This window comes from Mesorhizobium sp. M2C.T.Ca.TU.002.02.1.1 (assembly GCF_003997225.1).
The window spans coordinates 1-1,932 of the sequence record NZ_RZTO01001014.1; the positions used below are offsets into that span (position 1 = coordinate 1).

The following is a 1,932-nucleotide window of genomic DNA, read 5'->3' on the forward strand; positions in this document are numbered from 1 at the left end:
TTTCCAACGAAAGCTTTCCGTGGTTCGGCGTCAAGACCGGTAGCGTGGCTCTGGCCAGCGACGTGCGGCTGCTGCGCGTCAACTATGAGGGCGAGCTCGGCTGGGAACTCTATCACCCCCTGCCCTACCAGCGGCAATTGCTCGACGCGATCCTGAGGGAAGGCAAAAAGCACGGCATGCGGCTGGTCGGCCTGCACGCGCTGGAATCGCTCAGGCTCGAGAAATCCTATCGCGCCATGTATCGCGACATGAACCCGGAGATCAACGCGCTGGAGAGCGGGCTGGAGCGCTTCATCCGTCTCGACAAGGGCGACTTCGTCGGACGCGAGGCTGTGCTGAAATACAAGGAGCGCAACGACCAGCGCCGGTCGGTGACGCTCAGGATCGACACCGACGGCGCAAGCACTTTAGCCAATGAAGGGCTCTACAGCGACGGCAAGCTGGTCGGGCGCATCACCTCCGGCGGCTATGGCTACGCGCTCGGGCACGACGTGGCGCTGGCGCTGGTGTCCGAGCGTTTTTCCAAGCCCGGCACCAAGCTCGACGTCGCGATCCTCGGCGAATGGAAGGTCGCGGAGGTCGTCGCGGATTCGCCTTACGATCCCACCTCGGCAAGGGCGCGGATGTGACCGACGGGGCTGCGTGAGGCCCCGCTGACAGGCATTCTTCGAGGGGAACCGAGCATGCGCATCGAGCGGATCAACGTTTATTCGGCCCAATTGCCGGTCAAGAATGGCGTCTACCGCATGGCCAGCGCCGATGTGGAGGCGCTGGACTCGACACTGGTCGAGATCGTCACCGATGACGGGCTCGCAGGTTGGGGCGAGACCTGCCCGATCGGTCCGGTCTACCAGCCACATCATGCGCTCGGCGCCCGCGCCGCGATCGCCGAGATCGCGCCCGGGCTGATCGGTTCGGAGATCGCCTCGATCAGGCTGCTGTCGAGGCAGATGGACGAGCGCCTCAACGGCCACGGCTATGCCAAGGCCGCCTTCGACATGGCGTTCCTCGACCTGCTTGGTCAAAAGCTCGGCGTGCCGGTTTCGACGCTTTTGGGCGGCGCGCTGACCGACCGGGTGCCGGCCTATTATTCGCTGATCGTCGGCCCGCCGGACGAGACGGCGAGGATCGCGGCAGACAAGGTGAAGGCCGGCTATCCGCGCCTGCAGGTCAAGATCGGCGGGCGCAATCTCGAAGACGACGTCGCCGTCATCCACAAGGTCTGGGAAGCGGTCGGTTACGGAGCGCGCATCGCGGTCGACGGCAACCGGGGCCTGACAGTGGCCGCCGCGATCCATCTCGACCGGCTCTGCCAGGCGATCCCCTTCGTCTTCGAGCAACCTTGCAACACCATGGACGAGATCGCGACGCTGAAGGGCCGCGTGACGCATCCGGTCTATCTCGACGAGAGCACCGAGGACCAGAACGCGGTGCTGAGGGCAATCTCGACGGGCATCGCCGATGGCTTCGGTTTCAAGGTCACGCGCCTTGGCGGCCTCACCAAGATGACGACGGTGCGCGACCTCTGCGCCATCCGCTCGCTACCGCATAGTTGCGACGATGCCTGGGGCGGCGACATCATCGCGGCGGCCTGCGTGCATCTGGCCGCAACCGTCGAGCCGCGCCGTATGGAAGGCGCCTGGATCGCCCAGGAATACATCAAGGGCCATTTCGACCAGAAGCATCCGGTGATCATCAAGCAAGGCCACATCGCCGTGCCGCAACGGCCAGGGCTGGGCGTGAAACCCGAGCCCGGCATGTTCGGCAAGCCGGTGGCCATTTACGGGCCGTAACCCTACGCGCAAAACCTGCGCGGTGGAGGCCCGGATTTGTGCCGGCGATCACTTCGTGAACGGTTCGGATCGTTCCGCCCTGTCCCGCGTTCTTGTGACACGCAAGGAGGAACGGCGATGGACGACGATCGGACCGAGA

The 1,932-nt window shown here is 64.9% G+C and carries 2 protein-coding genes; both read left to right on the top strand.

Translation table 11 applies throughout. From position 1 onward, the window contains the following. Positions 1-629: aminomethyltransferase family protein (locus EOD07_RS32705; RefSeq protein WP_164772769.1), on the top strand; the 629-nt coding region annotated here is incomplete at its 5' end. Between the two features lie 54 nt (positions 630-683). Further along, positions 684-1,793 carry a mandelate racemase/muconate lactonizing enzyme family protein gene (locus EOD07_RS32710; RefSeq protein ID WP_127238178.1) on the top strand — a complete coding sequence of 370 codons (1,110 nt, stop codon included), beginning with the start codon at positions 684-686 and terminating at the stop codon, positions 1,791-1,793. Positions 1,794-1,932: the final 139 nt, after the last annotated feature.